General features: G+C 72.5%; 15 protein-coding genes and 1 tRNA gene. 10 read left to right on the top strand and 6 right to left on the bottom strand.

Going from position 1 to position 19,406, the window contains the following annotated elements:
• The first annotated feature begins 49 nt into the window (after window positions 1-49).
• On the top strand, window positions 50-958 hold the full coding sequence (locus MOV08_RS14735) for an ADP-ribosylglycohydrolase family protein (RefSeq protein ID WP_275307714.1): 909 nt from the start codon (window positions 50-52) through the stop codon (window positions 956-958).
• A gap of 122 nt (window positions 959-1,080) precedes the next feature.
• Here the strand turns inward: MOV08_RS14735 and MOV08_RS14730 are convergent, their stop codons facing one another.
• A complete protein-coding gene (locus MOV08_RS14730; protein ID WP_275307713.1) occupies window positions 1,081-1,917 on the bottom strand; it encodes an alpha/beta fold hydrolase in 837 nt (278 codons plus the stop codon).
• Window positions 1,918-2,259: 342 nt separating this feature from the next.
• Here MOV08_RS14730 and MOV08_RS14725 point away from each other — a divergent pair, with 342 nt between their 5' ends.
• The gene (locus MOV08_RS14725; protein ID WP_275311780.1) at window positions 2,260-2,694 is read left to right on the top strand and encodes a MarR family transcriptional regulator; all 435 of its coding nucleotides are present in this window, start codon (window positions 2,260-2,262) and stop codon (window positions 2,692-2,694) included.
• A gap of 97 nt (window positions 2,695-2,791) precedes the next feature.
• Here the strand turns inward: MOV08_RS14725 and MOV08_RS14720 are convergent, their stop codons facing one another.
• The 4 genes from MOV08_RS14720 to MOV08_RS14705 form a co-directional block, all read right to left on the bottom strand.
• Window positions 2,792-3,670, bottom strand: a complete 879-nt coding sequence (locus tag MOV08_RS14720) for an ABC transporter ATP-binding protein (RefSeq protein WP_275307712.1) — start codon at window positions 3,668-3,670, stop codon at window positions 2,792-2,794.
• 227 nt (window positions 3,671-3,897) lie between these two features.
• A complete protein-coding gene (locus MOV08_RS14715) occupies window positions 3,898-4,380 on the bottom strand; it encodes an HD domain-containing protein (RefSeq protein WP_275307711.1) in 483 nt (160 codons plus the stop codon).
• Between the two features lie 73 nt (window positions 4,381-4,453).
• Window positions 4,454-5,908 carry a penicillin-binding transpeptidase domain-containing protein gene (locus tag MOV08_RS14710; RefSeq protein WP_275307710.1) on the bottom strand — a complete coding sequence of 485 codons (1,455 nt, stop codon included), beginning with the start codon at window positions 5,906-5,908 and terminating at the stop codon, window positions 4,454-4,456.
• Entirely contained in the window at window positions 5,905-7,413 is a 1,509-nt protein-coding gene (locus MOV08_RS14705; RefSeq protein ID WP_275307709.1) for an FtsW/RodA/SpoVE family cell cycle protein, read from the bottom strand. Before MOV08_RS14705 ends, MOV08_RS14710 begins: the two co-directional genes overlap by 4 nt.
• 398 nt (window positions 7,414-7,811) lie before the next feature.
• Between MOV08_RS14705 and MOV08_RS14700 the strand changes: the two genes are divergently transcribed.
• On the top strand, window positions 7,812-9,110 hold the full coding sequence (locus MOV08_RS14700) for a cytochrome P450 (protein WP_203232552.1): 1,299 nt from the start codon (window positions 7,812-7,814) through the stop codon (window positions 9,108-9,110).
• A gap of 338 nt (window positions 9,111-9,448) precedes the next feature.
• Here the strand turns inward: MOV08_RS14700 and MOV08_RS14695 are convergent.
• A tRNA-Arg gene (locus MOV08_RS14695) sits at window positions 9,449-9,520 on the bottom strand.
• A gap of 236 nt (window positions 9,521-9,756) precedes the next feature.
• On the opposite strand from MOV08_RS14695, the gene MOV08_RS14690 reads away from it, so the two are divergent.
• The 7 genes from MOV08_RS14690 (at window position 9,757) to rho (ending at window position 19,205) form a co-directional block, all read left to right on the top strand.
• Window positions 9,757-10,293 carry a response regulator gene (locus tag MOV08_RS14690; protein WP_275307708.1) on the top strand — a complete coding sequence of 179 codons (537 nt, stop codon included), beginning with the start codon at window positions 9,757-9,759 and terminating at the stop codon, window positions 10,291-10,293.
• A 100-nt stretch (window positions 10,294-10,393) separates the two neighbouring features.
• Window positions 10,394-11,416 carry an ArgS-related anticodon-binding protein NrtL gene (gene nrtL, locus MOV08_RS14685; protein WP_275307707.1) on the top strand — a complete coding sequence of 341 codons (1,023 nt, stop codon included), beginning with the start codon at window positions 10,394-10,396 and terminating at the stop codon, window positions 11,414-11,416.
• 115 nt (window positions 11,417-11,531) lie between these two features.
• Window positions 11,532-12,923: a diaminopimelate decarboxylase gene (gene lysA / locus MOV08_RS14680; RefSeq protein ID WP_039632780.1), complete on the top strand. Its 1,392-nt coding sequence runs from the start codon at window positions 11,532-11,534 to the stop codon at window positions 12,921-12,923.
• A gap of 160 nt (window positions 12,924-13,083) precedes the next feature.
• A complete protein-coding gene (locus MOV08_RS14675; protein ID WP_039640841.1) occupies window positions 13,084-14,409 on the top strand; it encodes a homoserine dehydrogenase in 1,326 nt (441 codons plus the stop codon).
• A gap of 8 nt (window positions 14,410-14,417) precedes the next feature.
• Complete coding sequence (gene thrC, locus MOV08_RS14670; RefSeq protein WP_067346930.1) at window positions 14,418-15,503, top strand: threonine synthase; 1,086 nt, start codon at window positions 14,418-14,420, stop codon at window positions 15,501-15,503.
• Between the two features lie 356 nt (window positions 15,504-15,859).
• Window positions 15,860-16,777: a homoserine kinase gene (thrB, locus tag MOV08_RS14665; protein WP_039632779.1), complete on the top strand. Its 918-nt coding sequence runs from the start codon at window positions 15,860-15,862 to the stop codon at window positions 16,775-16,777.
• Between the two features lie 373 nt (window positions 16,778-17,150).
• Window positions 17,151-19,205, top strand: coding sequence for a transcription termination factor Rho (gene rho, locus MOV08_RS14660; RefSeq protein WP_275307706.1), 2,055 nt, complete (start codon window positions 17,151-17,153; stop codon window positions 19,203-19,205).
• Window positions 19,206-19,406 lie beyond the last annotated feature (201 nt).

Genomic DNA, 19,406 nt, shown 5'->3' with positions numbered 1-19,406 from the left:
CGCGCCCCACCGGCCGTACGGACCGGGGCACGGATGACAGGATCCGCCCATGGACACCGACGACCGACGGCGCGCCGCGGTGCGCGGCAGCATCGAGGGCCTGGCACACGGCGATGCCTTCGGCGAACGCTTCTTCGCGCTCTTCCGCCCCGAGGCGGAGGCCCGACGGCTGATCGCCCACCGCCGACTGCCGCCCGAGCCGCGCTGGCACTGGACCGACGACACCGCCATGGCGCTGGACCTGCTCGCCGTCCTGGCCGAGCACGGCGAGGTGCGACAGCCGGCGCTGGTGGCGCGGTTCGCCGCCACCTACCGCGCCGATCCCGGCCGCGGCTACGGCTCCGGCATGCACGCCCTGCTGCCCCGGGCCGCCGCGGCGCCGGCGGAATGGCGGGAGTTGGCGCACGCCCTCTTCGGCGGCGAGGGCAGCCTGGGCAACGGTGCCGCCATGAGGGTGGCCCCGCTCGGCGCCTGGTTCCACCACGACCTCGACCGCGCCGCCGACCAGGCCGCCAGATCCGCGGAGGTCACCCACGCCCACCCCCAAGGTGTCGCCGGCGCGGTGGCGGTGGCCGTCGCCGCCGCCCTCGCCGCCCGTGGCGCCCCGCCCGCCCTCACCGAGATCGCTGCCCGCACCCCCGACGGCCCGGTCCGCCAGGGCCTGCTGCGCGCCGCCGAACTCCCGCCCGGCACCGCCCCCGAGGAGGCCGCCGCCACCCTCGGCAGCGGCCGCCGCATCAGGGCCGACGACACCGTCCCGTTCGCCCTCTGGTGCGCCGCCCGCCATCCCGACGACCTGCCGACAGCCCTGTGGACCACCGCGGCCGGCCTCGGCGACGTGGACACCACCTGCGCCATCACCGGCGGCGTAGTGGCCGCCCGCACGGGCACCACGGCCCTGGGCGAGCAGTGGACGAGCAAACGCGAGCCCCTGCCGGAGTGGACCACCACCGTGTGACCCACACCGCACGGGACGGCCCCCTACACGGGGCCTGCCAACACACGTGCGGGGCCGGGCCCACACGACAGGCTCCGCCCGCCCACGCCCAGGCCGCGCCCCACCCACGCCCCGTCCCGCCCTCAGCCCGTCAGAAACCCGGCCACCCACCCGTCCAACTCCGCCGACCGCAGCTCCGGCAACGCATGGTGCCCGACCCCCGGCACCGTCACGACCCGCGCCCCCGGCAGCGACCGCCCGGCCGCCGTCGCGACCCGTCGCACGTCATGCGCCCTGCTGCGCCCGGCCAGCAGCACCAGCGCGGGCGGCGCGGCGGTCCCCCACCGCGCCACGTCCGGCCGCGGCCCGGTGACCGGCCGCCCCCGGAACTCCCGGCCGCCCAACCCCGTCAGCCTTACCAACTCCGGCGCCACCGCAGGTCCGCCGCGGGTCTCCCACGCCAGGAACCGCCTGGCCGTGACCTCACCGGGCCGCGCCAGCAGCGGTACCGCCCGGGCCAGATACGACGCCCGGAAGCCCGCGAAGCACTGCGTGGGGTCGAGCAAGGCCAGCCGTTCCACCCTCCCCCGAGCTCTGAAGGAGCAAGGGGGGACCCCCATCGCGGCGTGCACCGCGTAACTCAGCGCGATCCACCCCCCGTACGAGTGCCCCAGCAGCGCGACCCGTTCGGCCCCGAGCGCGTCCACCACCCCGTCCAGCCACGCCATCAGATCGGCCGGCCGGCGCAGCGGCCGACCGCCGGGCACGCTCAACCCGGGCCCGCCCATCAGGTCCACCGCGTACACCCGGTGCGTCCGCGCGAGGCTCGCGACCCGTGCGTACCAGACGGCGGAGGTGGTCCCACCGCCGCTCAGCAACACCAGCGGCGGCCCACCGGACGGCCCGCAGGCATTGACCCGCGTGCTGCCGAACTCCGTCTCCAGATCGAGCCGTTCGACCGCCACCGGCCAGAGCGCCATGGCCTGCCCGTACGCGGCCCGGAACTCCGAGGACGCCGACGCCGCAGCGGAGCCCCCGGCCAACGCAGGCGAACGAGGCGAAGCAGGTGAATCAGGTGAAGCGGATGAAGCGGCCGTCGCAGACGACGACGTGCGTTTCGCTTTCACGGTGCGCCTCCGTGGTGAGGACGACAGTAGACGGGCGGGCCGCCAGGTACCTCGCCCACCAAGTATCTCGCTCAGCGAGATAATGCGGGATCATACGCGCCCCGGCCGGGTTAGGTTGCTGGTTCGGGATATACGGGCCGGACGCAGGAGAGGTGGGGATCCGTGGTGGTGGCGCGGGCGCGGGAGCCGGAGGGCATGGACCTGGTCCATCTGCTGCGCGAGGTGACGCTCCAACTCGACCTGGCGGGCGGCGAGTTCGCCACCCGCAACGGCCTGCACCCCACCGACCTACGGGCCCTGATCGCCCTGCTGGACGCGGCCCGGGCCGGCGAGGAACTGACCGCCGGGCGGCTCGGCGCCCGGCTCGGCCTGAACTCCGCCGGCACCACGGCGCTGGTCGACCGCCTGGAACGGCTGGGACACCTCCGCCGGGTCCGCGACACCCGCGACCGACGCCGCGTCCTGCTGGTCGTGGACCCGCGCGCGGTCGCTCTGGGGCAGTCGTTCTTCGGCCCGCTGATCGCGCGCACCCTCGCCCTGCTCGACACCTTCGACCCCGGCGAACAGGACGCCATCCGCCGCTTCCTGACCGGCGTGCGGGACGCGACGGCCGGTACGCGGGAAAGCTGAAGGCGCCGAGAAAACGTAACGGCGCGCAGAGTCAACGGCACGCGGAACGACAACGTCACACAGAAGACGTCACACAGAAGACGTCACGCAGACGACGTCACACAGCGCGCACTACCTCGACCGGACCGGACCGGGCCAGCCACCGCCCCTCGTGCCGGGACACCTCGATCGGCCGGCCGAAACACGCCGTCATCCGCTCGCCCGTCAGCACCTCCGCCACCGGCCCGAGCGCCTGCACCCGCCCGTCGCGCAGCAGCACGGCGTGCCCGATGGCCGGGGACAGCTCCTCCAGATGGTGGGTCACCGTCACCGTCGCCAGCTCCGGCCGCCCCACGGCCAGCCGGTGCAGCGCGTCGATCAGGTCCTCCCGGGAGGGCAGGTCCAGGGCGTTGAACGGCTCGTCGAGCAGCAGCAGCGAAGGATCGGCCATCAGCGCCCGGGCGATCAGGATCCGGGCCCGCTGGCCGCCCGAGCAGACGCCGTACGGCCGGTCCGCCAGCTCCTTGCAGTCCAGCTCGGCCAGCAACTCGTCGGCCCGTTCCCGGGTGGCCTGGTCGTACTTCCGCCACAGCGGCTGCACGGTGCCGGTCGCGCCGGTCAGGACCACCGTGTGCGCGGTGGCGTCCTGCGGCACCTTCTGCGCACCGGACACCAGGCCGATGGCGGCGCGCAGTTCCCGCACGTCCACCCGGCCGAGCCGGTGGCCGAGCACCTCGACGGCACCGACGGTGGGGAACATCAGCGCGCCGACCAGCCGCAGCACGGTGGTCTTGCCCGCGCCGTTCGCGCCGAGCAGCGCCCAGTGCTCGCCCGCCCGCACGGTCCAGTCGATGTCGTCGAGGATGACCTGGTCGGTGGTGTGGCGGCGGACGCCGACGCCCGTCAGCGCGGCGATCACCCGTCCCGCTTCAGGGCGTTGCAGGCCCGAGGGCCGGGCGGTCGGGGACGGCGGTTCCGAAGGCTGCGAGGGAGTCATCGCGGCAGATTAGCTGTGTAAGACACCTTTCCGTGCGCCCGTCCGATGCGTGGAACCGCACGAGAAGATTCCGGCCACCGACCACGGACCGCCAGCCACCGGGAACTGCCCCCGACCACCACCGCCCCCAACCCACTCGCAAACCCGAAGCCCGAAACCCGGAGCCCGGAGCCCGAGACCCGCAGCCTGGAGCCCCATCCCCCGGACACACCGCAGACGCCGTCGACTCACCTCAGTCCCAACAGGGCCCGCACCCGGGTGTACTTGGCGGTCAGCCGCTCCCGGGTGGGTGCGTCCAGGACCGCCAGCCGCACCGGATCGGCGTTGTGCGCCAGATCCGCCTCCTTGACCAGCAGCGCGCCCGGCGTCGCCAGAATCCGGGCGGTGTACTCCTCGACCGTCTCCCCGGGCCGTTTGGTGACCGCCAGGACCATCGCCTTGGTCGCCTCGTCCAGCGGTGCCCCGGCCAGCCAGTCGGCGCTCACCGCGCCGTCCTCGACCGCGTCGTGCAGCCAGGCCGCGGCGATCTGCGCCTCGCTGCCGCCGCGCGCCCGCACTCCCGCCGCGACCGCCGCCAGGTGCTCGGCATACGGGCGGCCCGCCTTGTCGGTCTGTCCCTCGTGCGCGCGCCGGGCCAGCGCCTCCACTTCGGCGAGCGGGAGCCGCGAGGGCGCCGCCGGAGCCGGGCGGGGATCCGCGTCAGAAGCCATGGCGCCATTGTGACCGGACACCCACCACCCCACGCACCCACCACCCCACGCACCCCACCCCCAACCTCGGCCCTCACCGCAACCCCGCCGCCATCACCGCCCGCGCGATCGGCCCGGCGCTGCCGCCCCCGCTGATGTCCTCGCGCTCGGCCTCCGCGTCCTCCACGACCACCGCCACCGCCGACAGCGGCTCATGGCTCTGCCGGTCCCGCACCCATGCGATGAACCAGGCGTACGGCGTGCCCTCGTTGCGCACGCCGTGCTGGGCCGTCCCCGTCTTGCCGCCCACGATGAACCCGTCGATCGCCGCGGTCCGCCCGCTCCCGTGCTCGACGACCTCGGCCATCATTTCCTGCAGCTGCTCGGCGGTGGCCGGATTCATCACCTGCCGGGTGGGCCGACGCGCCCCGGTGGCGACCATCACCCCGTGGGCGTCGGTCACCCGCTCGACGAGGTACGGCGGCGTCAGCTGGCCGTCGTTGGCCACCGCCGCCGCGACCATCGCCATCTGCAGCGGGGTGGCGGCGGTGTCGTACTGCCCGATCGCGGAGAGCGCCAGCTGCGCCGGGCGCATCCTGGTGTCGAAGGTGCTCGGCGCGACGGGGGAGGGGATCCGCAGCCCCCGGTCGTTGAAGCCGAACCGCTGCGCCGCCTCGGCCATCCCGCGCTCCCCGACGCCGACGCCCAGCCGCGCGAAGACGGTGTTGCAGGAGAGCCGGAAGGCTTCCCGCAGGCCCACGTGCTCGCAGCCCTCCGTCGGGTTGCCCAACGGGGTGCGGGTGTCCGGCAGGGTGTAGGGGTCGGGCACGTCCAGCGGCGCGTCGAGGTCCTTGACCAGGCCGCTGTCCAGCGCCGCCGCCGCGGTGACGACCTTGAAGACCGAACCGGGCGGGTAGGTCTGCCGCAGCGCCCGGTTGAGCATCGGCCGGTCCGCCGCCTCGTTCAGCCGCCGCCAGGCACCGGTCACCGACCGGCCGTTCCCTGACAGCTCCCCGGGGTCGTACGACGGCGAGCTGACCAGCGCCAGCACCCGCCCGGTGCGCGGCTCGACCGCCACCACCGCGCCCTTCCGGCCGGCCAGCCCGTGGTAGGCGGCGCGCTGCATCGCCGGGTTGACGGTGGTCTCGACCCGGCCGCCCGGCGGCCGGCGGTGGACCAGCCCGTCCCACCAGGGGAACACGACCAGCCGGTCGTCGGTCCCGGCCAGGATGCCGTCCTCGGAGCTCTCCAGCAGCGAGGTGCCGTACTGCTGCGAGGCGAAGCCGGTGAGCGGCGCGTACAGCGGTCCGTCGGTGTAGGTGCGCTCGTAGCGCAGCCGCCCGCCGCTGTCCCGGGAGCCGGTGACCGGGTGGCCGCCGACCACGACGGCGCCCCGCGGCTGGGCGTACCGGGCGATCGCGGTCCGCCGGTTGGCCGGGTTGTCGGTGTAGCCCTCCGCCTCGAAGACCTGCACCCGCACGGCGTTGACCAGCAGCGCCGCCAGCAGCAGGAAGGAGAACGCGGCGGTGCGCCGGATGGCGCGGGTCACCGGAGCGCCCCGAGGGCGTCCGGGGCGGCGCGGGCCGGCCGGGCAGGGGTGTCGGGCCGCGGCCCCCGCGCCCGGTCGGTGATCCGTACCAGCAGCGCGACGATGATCCAGTTGGTCACCACCGACGAGCCGCCCTGCGCCAGGAACGGCATCGCCATCCCGGTCAGCGGGATCAGCCCCATCACCCCGCCCGCGATCACGAACACCTGGAGGGCGGGCAACACCGCCAGCCCGACCGCCAGCAGACTGCCGAACGCCTCGCGCAGCCCCAGCGCCGCCCGGTAGCCGCACGCCGCCAGCAGCGCGTAGAGCAGGAACAGCGCGCTCAGCCCGGCCAGTCCCAGTTCCTCGCCCAGCGTCGCCAGGATGAAGTCCGACTTGCGCGCGAACCCGATCAGCGACGAGTGCCCCTGCCCCAGCCCGGTCCCGAACGTCCCGCCCGCGGCGAACGCGAACAGCGACTGCGCCAACTGCCCGGGTCCCCGCCCCGCCGCGATCCCGGCGAACGGATGCAGCCAGTCCTGCACCCGGCCGTGCACATGCGGCTCCAGCGTGCCCACCGCCGCCGCCCCGGCCACCGCCATCAGCACCCCCACCACGATCCACCCGGCCCGCCCGGTGGCCACGTACAGCAGGACCACGAACACCCCGAAGAACAGCAGCGAGGTCCCCAGGTCCCGTTCGAGGACCAGCACCCCGACGCTCACCAGCCAGATGGCGACGATCGGCCCGAGCACCTTCCCCCAAGCTCTCAACTCCTCCCCCACTCTCAACTCCGTTCGAGTGGGGGGACCCCCATGAGCAGGGGGTACCCCCTTCGCCGGCAGTCGCAGTCGCCACACCGCCTTCCCGGTGTCCGCCAGCGCCTCCCGGTTGGCCGCCAGGTACGCCGCGAAGAACACCGTGATCAGCACCTTGGCGAACTCGCCCGGCTGGAGCGAGAATCCGGCCGCCCGGATCCAGATCCGCGCCCCGTTGACGGCCGGGAACAGGATCGGCGCCACCATCAGGGCCAGCGCCAGCCCCGCGCACCCGTAGGCGTACCGCTGCAACACCCGGTGGTCCCGCAGCACCGCCACCACCGCGATGAACAGCGCCACGCCCACCGTGGACCACACCAGCTGCGCGGGCGCCGCATGATCGGCCGGCGTCTCCAGGTCGAGCCGGAAAATCAGCACCAGCCCGAGCCCGTTGAGCAGCACTCCGGTCGGCAGCAGCAGCGGATCGGCGTACGGCGCCCCGAACCGCACCGCCAGGTGCGCCAGCAGCGCCAGCCCGCCCAGCCCCGCCGCGTACCGGAGCGCCCCGGCCGGCACCGCGTGCGTCCGGGCCAGCCCCACCGCCAGATAGCCGCAGAAGCTGATGAGCACGGCACCCACGAGGAGGGCCAGTTCGACCCCCCGCCTCTTGGGCCGTGGCGGCGCCGGCGGCGCGCCCGCCGCCCGCCCGTCGCCCGCCGCCTGCGCCCGCGCCTCGGCCGCATCCGGCCGGTCCGCCACATCCATCCCCGCAACGTAGCAAGCAAATCGCTGCATTTCGCCCATAGCGCCCATGGTTGCCGCCCTTGCTCCCGCTCCCTCGGGGGACCCCGCGCCGGGCCGACCGAGTCCCCTAGGGGAAGAATCGGGGTCCTCACGGGGGTGGGTACGGGCTGTTCCGTGAACGAGCTCAATGGCAGTTTGTAAACTCGGTCAGAACGAAAAGCAGAAGGCCGAGCTCGTCACGCTGATACGGACGACCGATCGCACCGATCGCACCGGTCGACGCCATGGACACGCGCCATGGCGCCGCACGCGAGGGGCTGTGGCGTACGACACCAAGCACGCCGAGTAAAGGTCCCGCGCCGTTTCGGCCCACGGGGGCGGCCGAGCGCGGGTGACCGTCCCCCGCGACGAAAGGCAGTATGACCGCCATGACGACCCTCCGTTCCCGGATCTTCGCCTGGGCCGGCCGCCTCTACCTGGCGAGAACGCGGAAGAAGGGCTTCGACCTTTCCCGCATGTCCTTCTTGCCGGAATCCGTCCTGATGCCCCTGCGGCGGGACGGCCTCGACCCGGTCCCCGACCTGGCCGCCGTCCGTGAACGGGAGCCCATCAGCAAGCTCCCGGTGCCGATAGCCGCCAACGTCTGGCTGGTCACCGGCTACGACGAGGCCAAGGCGGTGCTCGGCAAGGCCGACGCCTTCAGCTCCGACTTCACCAACCTCATCGGCAAGGCCGGCGCCGGCGCCGAGCAGAACCCCGGCGGCCTGGGCTTCTCCGACCCGCCCGTGCACACCCGCCTCCGCCGGCTCCTCACCCCCGAATTCACCATGCGCCGCCTGAACAGGCTCACGCCCCGCATCCACGACATCGTCGAGGAGCGCCTGGCGGCCATGGAGAAGGCCGGCAGCAACGGCGACCCGGTGGACCTCGTCGCCGCCTTCGCCCTGCCCATCCCCTCCCTCGTCATCTGCGAGCTCCTCGGCGTCCCCTACGAGGACCGGGACGACTTCGAGCGCCTCAGTGCCGCCCGCTTCGACCTCTTCAGCGGCGCCAACGCCTCCTTCGGCGCCATATCCGAATCGCTCACCTACTTCCGCGAGGTCGTCAAGAAGCAGCGCGCCAACCCGGGTGACGGCCTGCTCGGCATGATCGTGCGGGAACACGGCGACTCGGTCACCGACGAGGAACTGGCCGGCCTCGCCGACGGCGTCCTCACCGGCGGCTTCGAGACCACCGCCAGCATGCTCGCGCTCGGCGCCCTGGTCCTCCTCCAGGACCCGGAGCACTTCGCCGCCCTCAAGGACGGCGACGAGGCCGTCGACCGCTACGTCGAAGAGCTGCTGCGCTACCTCACCGTCGTCCAGGTCGCCTTCCCTCGCTTCGCCCGCGAGGACATGGAGATCGCCGGCGTCCAGATCTCCGCCGGCGACGTCGTCCTGTGCTCCCTCAGCGGCGCCGACCGCGACGGCAAACTCGGCCCCGACATGGAACAGTTCGACCCCCACCGCGCCAAGGTCCCCTCGCACCTCGCCTTCGGCTACGGCATCCACCGCTGCGTGGGCGCCGAACTCGCCCGCATGGAACTCCGCGCCGCCTACCCCGCCCTGGTCCGCCGCTTCCCCGCCATGCGCCTCGCCGTCCCCCCGGAGGAACTCGAATTCCGCAAGCTCTCCATCGTCTACGGCCTGGATTCCCTCCCGGTGCGCCTGGACGCCTGAGCACCCCGGGCCCGCCCGGCCGGCCGGACAGCGCCGGCCGGCCCGCCCCTTCCGCCCGACCGGGGCGCACGGCACACGAGGCGACGTTCGACGAGCACGCACGCCGCACACGGGCCGGGGCACGCCCGTTGAGCGGGGGGATCCGGCGCACCACGACGCCGCACGCGCGCCGGGGACCACGGACACCCACCAGAAGCCGGACGGACAGGAGGAGTTCGCCGCCCGCCTCGCGCCCCGCCCCATGCGTCGCGCAACGCACCGCCAAATGAAAAAACCCGCTCCCAAGAAGGAAGCGGGCTTTAGTGGCACTCTGCTCTGTGTCACACAGACCAGCAGAGTGCCCCCGGCAGGATTCGAACCTGCGCACACGGCTCCGGAGGCCGTTGCTCTATCCCCTGAGCTACGGGGGCTTCGTCGACCGCTCGTTGCGGCGACGAGTAGAACACTACCAGCTCCGAAGGGGTGGTCATGAACGTTTTGGCGGCCTGCGGCGGAGCCGGGTGCGACGGTGGTCCGGGGGCCAAGGAAGGGCGCCCTTACCGCATGCAAAGGGTGGGTCGACGGCGCTCGTCCAAAGGTCCCTCGCACGGGGGCGGAAGTGGGCAAAACCGGGACGCAGCCGCAGGCGCGCACCTAGTCTCATGGTGTGCCTGGCTTGTCCGGTCGGATCCTTGTGGTCGATGACAACAAGGTGATCCGGCAGTTGATCAGGGTCAACCTTGAGCTGGAGGGCTTCGAGGTCGTGACCGCGGCTGATGGTGCCGAATGTCTGGACGTCGTGCACCGGGTGAGACCCGACGTCGTGACCCTCGACGTGACGATGCCGAGGCTGGGCGGGCTGCACACCGCTGCGCGACTGCGTTCCGATCCGCGCACCTGGGACATTCCGATCGCCATCGTGAGCGCCTGCAGCCGGTGCGAGGTGGACAACGGGGAGTCGGTGGGCATCGACGCCTTTCTGGCCAAGCCGTTCGAGCCGATGGAGCTGGTGCGCACGGTGGGGATGCTGGTGCGCGAGGGGCGGCAGCAGCGGGAGCGCCAGGACTGCGAGGGGCGCGGGACCGCCGGCGGCGAGGGCGGACGGCCGCGGGACGACGCGACGGGGGTGGGCGGTGCGGTGCCGGGCGACGCCGCTCCCGGGGGCGGCGCGGAGAGCGGTGGCTCGGCGCAGAGCAGTCCGTAAGGGCCGGTAAGAGCAGGTATGTGACCGTGGACCGGTGTTCGGTGTCCACAGGGCGAAACCCGTTCGCATGGCCGCCCCCTTTCTCCCCTACGCTTGTCGTGTGACCCCGGCCGAGCTCTCCCGTACCGTCCTGTGCTCCGTGCGCAGTGCCGTTGCGGAGCGGGAGCTCTCCGTGCCCGTGCCGGCGCGGATCGTGGTGCAGCCGCCGCCGCGGCCCGGGTGTGGGGACTACGCCTCCAACGTGGCGTTGCAGCTCGCCGGGCAGGCGGGGCTGCCGGCCCGTGAGGTGGCCGAGATCCTGCGGAGGCGACTGGCCGGCCGCGCCGGGATCGCCCGGGTCGAGATCGCCGGACCGGGATTCCTGAACTTCCATCTGGGGGACGGTGCGTCCGCCGGACTGGTGGGGGAGGTGCTGGCCCGAGGGGCGCGCTACGGCGAGCCCGCGGAGTCCGGTGCGGCCGCAGCGGGACCGGGGCGGGCCGTCGAGGGGCCGGCGCGCCATACGGGGGAGTGGGCCCGGGCCCGGGAGGCCGTCGTGGCGGACGTACTGGTCCGGCTCGGACGGGCCGAGGGCCGCGCGGAGCCGTCGACCGGCCCCGGTGCCGCGGAGCTGGCCGGACTCGTGGCGCGGCTGGGCGTCGACGAGGCCCGATGGACGCTGCTCAAGCCCGCCGCGGCGGACCCGGTACGGGTACCGGAGCGGCCGGTGCAGCACGAGGACAACCCCCGGTTCCGGGTGCAGTACGCCCATGCGCGCAGCCGCGCGGCGGTGCGGAACGCCGCCGAGCTGGGGTTCGCCGCCGAGCCGGGGGACGTCGTGGGCGACCGGCCCGCGGACCGCGGCGACGTGCGGACGCTCCAGACGCTGGAAGCCGCTCTCGCCACCTATCCGACGACCACCGCGACCGCGGCGCGGCGGTGTGCGCCGGACCGGGTGGTACGCCATCTGGAGGCCACCGCGGACGCCTATCTGCGCTGGCAGGAGGAGTTCTGGCCGCTGCCCGTCGGCGAGCAGAAACCCTTGGCCGTGCACCGCGCCCGGGTGGCCCTCGCCGAAGCCACGGGGACGGTGCTGGGGAACGGCCTGCGCCTGCTCGGCATCTCTGCTCCTGAACACGTCTGATCCGCATACGCCTGAGTCTGGAAATGTCTGATGTACGCGTCCGAACATCCGCGGAGCGCGCCGAGGACTGTCCCGATCAGCACCACTGAACGATCTTGAGGGGACCGTTTCCGTTATGAGCCGTTCCGCGCATCCCGCAGGGCCCCGGCATGGCGACGTACTGCCCGAGGGGCACTACGCCGGGCCGCCCGCCGACCTCAACTCCCTTGACCCGCAGGTCTGGTCCCGCACCGTCCGGCGCGACGCCGACGGCGCGGTGACGGTCGGCGGGCTGTCCGTGACCGCGCTCGCCGAGGAGTTCGGCACGCCGGCGTACTTCCTGGACGAGGAGGACTTCCGGGCGCGCTGCCGGGCCTGGAAGGACGCGTTCGGGCCGGACGCCGACGTCTTCTACGCGGGCAAGGCGTTCCTGTCCCGGGCCATCGTGCGGTGGCTGGCCGAGGAGGGCCTCAACCTCGACGTCTGTTCGGGGGGCGAGCTGGCCACGGCGCTGGACGCCGGCATGCCCGCCGAGCGGATCGCACTGCACGGCAACAACAAGAGCACCGAGGAGATCACCCGGGCCGTCGAGGCCGGGGTGGGGCGGATCGTGCTCGACTCGTTCCAGGAGATCGTGCGGGTCGCGCACATCGCCGAGCGGCTCGGCAAGCGGCAGCGGGTGCAGATCCGTGTGACGGTCGGTGTCGAGGCGCACACCCACGAGTTCATCGCGACGGCGCACGAGGACCAGAAGTTCGGGATCGCGCTGGCCGGCGGGCAGGCCGCCGAGGCGGTGCGGCGCGCGCTGAAGCTGGACGGGCTCGAACTCATCGGGATCCACAGCCACATCGGGTCGCAGATCTTCGACATGGCCGGGTTCGAGGTCTCCGCCCGCCGGGTGGTGCAACTGCTCGCCGAGGTGCGGGACGAGCACGGCGTGCAGCTGCCGGAGATCGACCTCGGCGGCGGCCTGGGCATCGCGTACACCTCCGACGACGACCCGCGCGCACCGCACGAGATCGCCAAGGCGCTGCGCGAGATCGTGGGCCGGGAGTGCGAGGCGGCCGGGCTGCGGGCGCCGCGGATCTCGGTCGAGCCGGGCCGGGCGATCGTCGGACCGACCGCCTTCACGCTCTACGAGGTCGGCACGGTCAAGGAACTGGACGGGCTGCGGACGTACGTCTCCGTGGACGGCGGGATGTCGGACAACATCCGCACCGCGCTGTACGACGCGGAGTACAGCGTGGCGCTGGCCTCCCGCACCTCGCACGCGGAGCCGATGCTCTCGCGGGTCGTCGGCAAGCACTGCGAGAGCGGCGACATCGTCGTCCGGGACGCCTTCCTGCCCTCCGACGTGGCGCCGGGGGACCTGCTCGCGGTGCCGGCCACCGGCGCGTACTGCCGGTCCATGGCGAGCAACTACAACCACGCGCTGCGGCCGCCGGTGGTGGCGGTCAAGGACGGTGCGGCCCGGGTGATCGTCCGCAGGGAGACGGAGGAAGATCTCCTGCGGTTGGATGTCGGGTAGGGCCGGATCGCCGGGACCGGGCCCCGGATGAAATAAATGTCTCGGCATCCGGACGAACGGCGGAAACCGCCGTCCGGTGCGTGAGACTGGTGCATGACCGGGAAACTGGTGCGTGACCGAGCATGAAACCGCTGGATCGAAGAAAAGACGAGGTCGAATGATGCGTACGCGTCCGCTGAAGGTGGCGCTGCTGGGCTGTGGTGTGGTCGGCTCAGAGGTGGCGCGCATCATGACGACGCACGCCGACGACCTCGCGGCCCGCATCGGTGCGCCCGTGGAGCTCGCCGGGATCGCCGTCCGCCGCCCGGAGAAGGTGCGGGCCGGGATCCCGGCCGAGCTGATCACCACCGATGCGACCGCGCTCGTCAAACGCGGCGACATCGACGTCGTCATCGAGGTGATCGGTGGGATCGAGCCAGCCCGGGGCCTGATCACCACCGCCTTCGAGCACGGCGCGAGCGTGGTGTCGGCCAACAAGGCGCTGGTGGCGGCCGACGGTGCCGCACTGCACGCGGCGGCCGAGAAGCACAGCGCCGACCTGTACTACGAGGCGGCGGTCGCCGGTGCGATCCCGCTGGTGCGCCCGCTGCGCGAGTCGCTCGCCGGCGACAAGGTCAACCGCGTCCTCGGCATCGTCAACGGCACCACCAACTTCATCCTCGACAAGATGGACACCACCGGCGCCGGCTACAGCGAGGCGCTGGACGAGGCCACCGCACTGGGGTACGCCGAGGCCGACCCGACCGCCGACGTCGAGGGCTTCGACGCCGCCGCCAAGGCCGCGATCCTCGCCGGGATCGCCTTCCACACCCGCGTCACCATGGACGACGTGCACCGCGAGGGCCTGACCGAGGTCACCGCCGCCGACATCGCCTCCGCCAAGCGGATGGGCTGCACGGTCAAGCTGCTGGCCATCTGCGAGCGGGCCGCGGACGGCGCGTCGGTGACCGCGCGGGTGCACCCGGCGATGATCCCGCTGACCCATCCGCTGGCCTCCGTGCGCGAGGCGTACAACGCGGTCTTCGTGGAGGCCGAGGCGGCCGGCCAGCTGATGTTCTACGGGCCGGGCGCGGGCGGTTCCCCGACCGCCTCGGCGGTCCTCGGCGACCTCGTCGCGGTCTGCCGCAACAAGCTCGCCGGAGCCACCGGGCCGGGGGAGTCGGCGTACACCGCGCTGCCCGTCAGCCCCATGGGCGAGGTCGTCACCCGCTACCACATCAGTCTCGACGTGGCCGACAAGCCGGGCGTTCTGGCGCAGGTCGCGACGGTCTTCGCCGAACACGGCGTATCGATCGACACGGTCCGTCAGCAGGGGAAGGGTGGGGGTACCTCCCACTCGAACGTAGTTGAGAGTGGGGGCGAGGCGGACCTCGTCGTCGTCACCCACCGAGCGACCGACGCGGCGCTGTCGTCGACGGTCGGGGCACTGCGCGAGCTGGACACCGTCCGCGGTGTCGTCAGCATCATGCGGGTCGAAGGGGAGTAAAGGAACCCATGTCTGCCAATTCCACCGTGACCACCGCGAACGGCCAGTGGCGCGGAATCATCGAGGAGTACCGCGACCGGCTGCCGGTCAGCGACACGACCGAGGTCGTCACCCTCCGGGAAGGCGGTACGCCGCTGGTACCCGCCCAGGTGCTGTCGGAGCGCACCGGGTGCGAGGTGCACCTCAAGGTCGAGGGTGCCAACCCCACGGGCTCGTTCAAGGACCGCGGGATGACGATGGCCATCACCCGTGCCAAGGAGGAGGGCGCCAAGGCCGTCATCTGCGCCTCCACCGGCAACACCTCCGCCTCGGCCGCCGCCTACGCGGTCCGGGCCGGGATGGTCTGCGCGGTCCTGGTCCCGCAGGGCAAGATCGCGCTCGGCAAGATGGGCCAGGCGCTGGTGCACGGCGCCAAGATCCTCCAGGTCGACGGAAATTTCGACGACTGTCTGACCCTGGCCCGGGGTCTCTCCGAGAAGTACCCGGTCGCACTTGTGAACTCCGTGAACCCGGTGCGCATCGAGGGTCAGAAGACCGCGGCCTTCGAAATCGTCGACATGCTCGGCGACGCCCCGGACATCCATGTGCTGCCCGTCGGCAACGCCGGCAACATCACCGCCTACTGGAGGGGCTACCGGGAGTACGCGGCCGACGGCATCGCCGCCCGCACCCCGCGGATGTGGGGCTTCCAGGCGTCCGGCAGCGCCCCGATCGTGCGCGGCGAGGTGGTCAAGGACCCGCACACCATCGCCACCGCGATCCGGATCGGCAACCCCGCCTCGTGGGAGTTCGCCGAGCGCGCCCGGGACGAGTCCGGCGGCCTCATCGATGAGGTGACGGACCGTCAAATCCTGGCGGCCTACCGCCTGTTGGCCGCCAAGGAGGGCGTCTTCGTGGAGCCCGCCTCGGCCGCCTCGGTCGCCGGTCTGCTCAAGGCCGCCGAGGAGGGCAAGGTCGACCCCGGCCAGCGGATCGTCTGCACGGTCACCGGCAACGGCCTCAAGGACCCCGACTGGGCGGTGGCCGGTGCGCCGCAGCCGGTCACGGTCCCGATCGACGCCGACGCCGCCGCCGAGCGGCTCGGCCTCGCCTGACCGGCCCGGACACCCCCGGGCCTGCGGATATGTCGCGGGGGCGACGGGCCGGCCGGCCGCCCGTCGCCCCTCGTGGCGCACTGTGCGCCAAGCCCCGGCAAACGCTGCAAACACTGCAAAGGCGGCGTCGGGGCATACGATGGCGTGCGACACGCATCGTGCGCCTCCTGTGCGCCCTATGTCGCGACAGAACCTTCCTTCGATAGGCTGGCACCCAACTCCCCTCCCCACGGCATAACGCAGTGGTGTGCAGGGCAGGTCAGAACAGACCCCACGAGCCGACCGGGCACCTCGGTGCCGCCGGTGCTGCGCTCCGGGTCAGTACCGCAGCATCAACCAAGGAGAGTCATCGAGCGATGGCCGGTCCCGCGTTCCGCGCCGCCGCCGTCCGGGTGCGCACCCCCGCTACCAGCGCCAATCTCGGCCCCGGCTTCGATGCCCTGGGACTTTCCCTGGGTCTGTACGACGACGTCGTGGTGCGTGTCGCCGACTCCGGCCTGCACGTCGACATCGCCGGCGAGGGAGCCGACACGCTGCCGCGCGACGAGAACCATCTGCTCGTACGGGCCATGCGCACCGCCTTCGACCTGCTCGGCGGGCAGCCGCGCGGCCTGGAAATCGTCTGCGCCAACCGCATTCCGCACGGCCGCGGCCTGGGCTCCTCCTCGGCCGCCATCTGCGCCGGGATCGTCGCCGCCCGCGCCGTGACCATAGGCGGCGAGCAGAAGCTCGACGACACCGCGCTGCTGGAACTCGCCAACGAGATCGAGGGCCACCCCGACAACGTCGCCGCCTGTCTGCTCGGTGGTTTCACCCTTGCCTGGATGGACACCGGCACCGCCCGGGCGATCCGGATGGATCCCGCCGATTCCATCGTTCCGGTGGTCTTCGTGCCCGGCAAACCGGTGCTGACCGAGACCGCTCGCGGACTGCTGCCGCGTACCGTCCCGCACGTGGACGCCGCGGCCAACGCCGGTCGCGCCGCACTGCTCGTCGAGGCCCTGACCAGGCGCCCCGAGCTGCTGCTCGCCGCGACCGAGGACCGACTTCACCAGGACTACCGCACCCCGGCGATGCCGGAGAGCATGGCCCTGGTGAACCGACTGCGCGCGGACGGCGTCCCCGCAGTCATCTCCGGTGCGGGCCCGACGGTGCTCGCACTGGTGGAAGAAGCGGCGGCCGACAAGGTCGCGGCGCTGGCGGGAGAGGGGTGGGCGGCCAACCGGCTGACCCTCGACGCGGCTGGTACGTGTGTGCTGCCGCTCGCCGGGTGATCGCACCGAGCGATCGTCGATTGCCGGTCTTGGAGAGGGGGAATGTTTGTTGGATCCGGTAGTGTTAACCTCAAGTCAGTACTCGACGCCAGTGTGGCGCGGTGCTTCGTGTCCCCCGTTGGGACCACTTTCTTCCGGGAGCCTCCCAAACTGCTTGGAGCAATTGCCTGAGCAGAAGTGAGCACGCTCCGGAATCGGCGTGACGACAAAAGACACACCCCAGATCTTCACGCCGAAGCCATGAATTGATCTTTCCGCCGTATCCGGCGGGACCACCGCCCCGGCCCGGTCCGCAAGACCCAGGACCCAGCCGGACAGCACAACCGGTCGCCGAGCCAGACAGGCCGACGCCCGCTCCAGGGAAGGACCCTTCGTGAGCGACACCACCGATCTGATGGGCGCGCGCACCGATGGCAGTGCCACCACGCCCGCCACGGACGCTCCCGCCGCGCCTGCCACCACGCGACGCCGCCGCTCCGGCACCGGCCTTGAGGGCATGGTCCTGGCAGAGCTCCAGCAGATTGCCTCCGGCCTCGGTATCAAGGGCACCGCGCGGATGCGCAAGAGCCAGCTGATCGAGGTCATCAAGGAGAAGCAGGCTGCCGGCTCCGGGGCCGCTGCCAAGGCCGACGCGCCCGCAGACACCGAGACCAAGCCCAAGCGCCGCACGACCTCCAAGGCCCGCACGGGCGAGGACGGCGCCGAGCCGGCGGCCAAGGCCGCCAAGTCGACCAAGGCCGCGGACAAGTCCGGGACGCAAGCGCAGATCGACATCCCGGGCCAGCCGTCCCCCAAGGTCTCGACTGCGCTCGACCAGGGAGGTGCCCCCACCGACGAGGCGCCGGCCGGCGAGCGTCGCCGTCGCCGGGCCACCGCCCCCGCGGGCAGCCCGGACGCCGACGTCCGCACCGAGGCCAAGGTCGAGGCCGCCACCGCGGTCAAGACCGAGGTCCGTACCGACACCGCGGTCGCCCCGCAGGAGGCCGGCGAGGGCCGGTCCGTCAAGGGCGCCGAGCGCCAGGACCGCGGGGACCGCCAGGACCGCGGCCAGAAGGGCGAGCGCGGTCGGCGCGACCGCGACCGCGACCGCGATCGTGACCGCGACCGTCGTAAGACCGACGCGGGCGACAGCGGCCAGGGCGGCAACCGCCAGCGGGACCGCCGGGACGGCGGCGACGACGAGGACTTCGAGGGCGGCCGGCGCGGTCGGCGCGGCCGTTACCGCGACCGCCGCGGGCGCCGTGGCCGCGAGGACTTCGCCGGTGAGCCGCAGGTGGCCGAGGACGACGTGCTGATCCCGGTCGCGGGCATCCTCGACATCCTCGACAACTACGCGTTCATCCGGACCTCCGGCTACCTGCCCGGTCCGAACGACGTGTACGTCTCGCTCGCCCAGGTCCGCAAGAACGGCCTGCGCAAGGGCGACCACGTCACCGGCGCGGTCCGCCAGCCCAAGGACGGCGAGCGGCGCGAGAAGTTCAACGCCCTGGTGCGACTGGACAGCGTCAACAGCATGGCGCCCGAACAGGGCCGCCAGCGGCCGGAGTTCGGGAAGCTGACGCCCCTTTACCCGCAGGAGCGACTGCGCCTGGAGGGCGAGTCGGGCGGCCTGACGACCCGGATCATCGACCTGGTCACGCCGATCGGCAAGGGCCAGCGTGGTCTGATCGTGGCCCCGCCGAAGACCGGCAAGACCATGATCATGCAGGCGATCGCCAACTCGATCACCCGCAACAACCCCGAGTGCCACCTGATGGTCGTCCTCGTCGACGAGCGTCCGGAAGAGGTCACCGACATGCAGCGGTCGGTCAAGGGCGAGGTCATCTCCTCGACCTTCGACCGCCCGGCCGAGGACCACACCACCGTCGCCGAGCTCGCCATCGAGCGCGCCAAGCGTCTGGTCGAGCTCGGTCACGACGTGGTCGTGCTGCTGGACTCCATCACCCGCCTGGGCCGCGCGTACAACCTCGCGGCGCCCGCCTCCGGCCGCATCCTGTCCGGTGGTGTCGACTCGACCGCGCTCTACCCGCCGAAGCGCTTCTTCGGTGCCGCGCGCAACATCGAGGACGGCGGTTCGCTGACCATCCTGGCCACCGCGCTGGTCGAGACCGGCTCGCGGATGGACGAGGTGATCTTCGAGGAGTTCAAGGGCACCGGCAACCTGGAGCTCAAGCTCGACCGCAAGCTCTCCGACAAGCGCATCTTCCCCGCGGTGGACGTGGACGCGTCCAGCACCCGTAAGGAGGAGATCCTGATGGGCAGCGACGAGCTGGCCATCGTCTGGAAGCTGCGTCGGGTGCTGCACGCACTGGACCAGCAGCAGGCCATCGAGCTGCTGCTGGACAAGATGAAGCAGACGAAGTCCAACGCGGAGTTCCTGCTCCAGATCCAGAAGACGACGCCGACCACGGGCAACGGCAACGACTGACGCCCGCGGCCACGCCGCCTGGTGACCGGGCCCCCTCACCCCCCGCGGGTGAGGGGGCCCGGCGCGTTCCGTCCGGCCGCGCCCCGCGGGTGTGAGCTGCGCCGCGCGGCACCGTGTCCCGCTTGAGACCTTTCGCACAGATCCGTACGGCGTACACGGTTTCCTTCCATACGCGCGCCGCGGCGAAAGCCCTGGTGAGAG

Origin of the sequence: Streptomyces yunnanensis, from assembly GCF_029011865.1 — a bacterium.
Lineage (GTDB): Bacteria > Actinomycetota > Actinomycetes > Streptomycetales > Streptomycetaceae > Streptomyces > Streptomyces yunnanensis.
Note: the sequence above shows the minus strand (reverse complement) of the source record. Positions and strands in the feature narration are given on the sequence as shown.

Excerpts from the sequence above, each read along its gene's own strand:
- MOV08_RS14705 (WP_275307709.1), bottom strand. The coding sequence starts at position 7,413 with ATGGATGTGGCGGACCGGCCGGATGCGGCCGAGGCGCGGGCGCAGGCG.
- MOV08_RS14715 (WP_275307711.1), bottom strand. The coding sequence starts at position 4,380 with ATGGCTTCTGACGCGGATCCCCGCCCGGCTCCGGCGGCGCCCTCGCGG.
- MOV08_RS14725 (WP_275311780.1), top strand. The coding sequence starts at position 2,260 with ATGGACCTGGTCCATCTGCTGCGCGAGGTGACGCTCCAACTCGACCTG.
- MOV08_RS14675 (WP_039640841.1), top strand. The coding sequence starts at position 13,084 with ATGCGTACGCGTCCGCTGAAGGTGGCGCTGCTGGGCTGTGGTGTGGTC.
- thrB (WP_039632779.1), top strand. The coding sequence starts at position 15,860 with ATGGCCGGTCCCGCGTTCCGCGCCGCCGCCGTCCGGGTGCGCACCCCC.
- MOV08_RS14720 (WP_275307712.1), bottom strand. The coding sequence starts at position 3,670 with ATGACTCCCTCGCAGCCTTCGGAACCGCCGTCCCCGACCGCCCGGCCC.
- MOV08_RS14735 (WP_275307714.1), top strand. The coding sequence starts at position 50 with ATGGACACCGACGACCGACGGCGCGCCGCGGTGCGCGGCAGCATCGAG.
- MOV08_RS14730 (WP_275307713.1), bottom strand. The coding sequence starts at position 1,917 with ATGGCGCTCTGGCCGGTGGCGGTCGAACGGCTCGATCTGGAGACGGAG.
- MOV08_RS14700 (WP_203232552.1), top strand. The coding sequence starts at position 7,812 with ATGACCGCCATGACGACCCTCCGTTCCCGGATCTTCGCCTGGGCCGGC.
- thrC (WP_067346930.1), top strand. The coding sequence starts at position 14,418 with ATGTCTGCCAATTCCACCGTGACCACCGCGAACGGCCAGTGGCGCGGA.
- lysA (WP_039632780.1), top strand. The coding sequence starts at position 11,532 with ATGAGCCGTTCCGCGCATCCCGCAGGGCCCCGGCATGGCGACGTACTG.